Here is a 432-nt window from a genome sequence, read left to right on the forward strand (position 1 = left end):
CCGCATCCGGATACAGGCCTCGCTTCCGGCAATACTCGTAAACCATATCAACCAGCTCGCTGACGTTTGGCAGTCCGGCGGTAACGGATGCTTCTTCCCGGCACCATGCAACAAACTGCCCGGGTGATGGCAGAAATGGTCGATTCTGCCGACGGGCTACGCGCATTCCTGCGTTAACCTGTTCCATCGTGGTGATCCCGTTTTCCCGAAAAGCCAGAACCCACTGGCGACGGATTTCGTTCACTTCGTTCTGGTCACGGTTAGCCAGGCTCGCCGGGAAAGTTGCCAGTAACTGGCTGAACACACCGTTGATGATCTGCGCTACCTGCTGTACCTGCGGCTTTTCGTCGTACTGTTCCGGCATGTTGTTGGCGATCCGACGCATCTGCTCACGGTCAAAGTTAACCATCTGTGCGGCGATGTTTTTCATAG

The 432-nt window shown here is 55.6% G+C and carries 1 protein-coding gene; it reads right to left on the minus strand.

The window, feature by feature from the left end; genetic code table 11:
• Positions 1–432 (minus strand): replication protein P (locus DLK05_RS17105; protein WP_262707837.1); only part of this gene is annotated, 432 nt, incomplete at both ends.

The sequence above is a fragment of the Ancylomarina longa genome, from assembly GCF_003996985.1.
GTDB classification, from domain to species: Bacteria; Bacteroidota; Bacteroidia; order Bacteroidales; family Marinifilaceae; genus Ancylomarina_A; species Ancylomarina_A longa.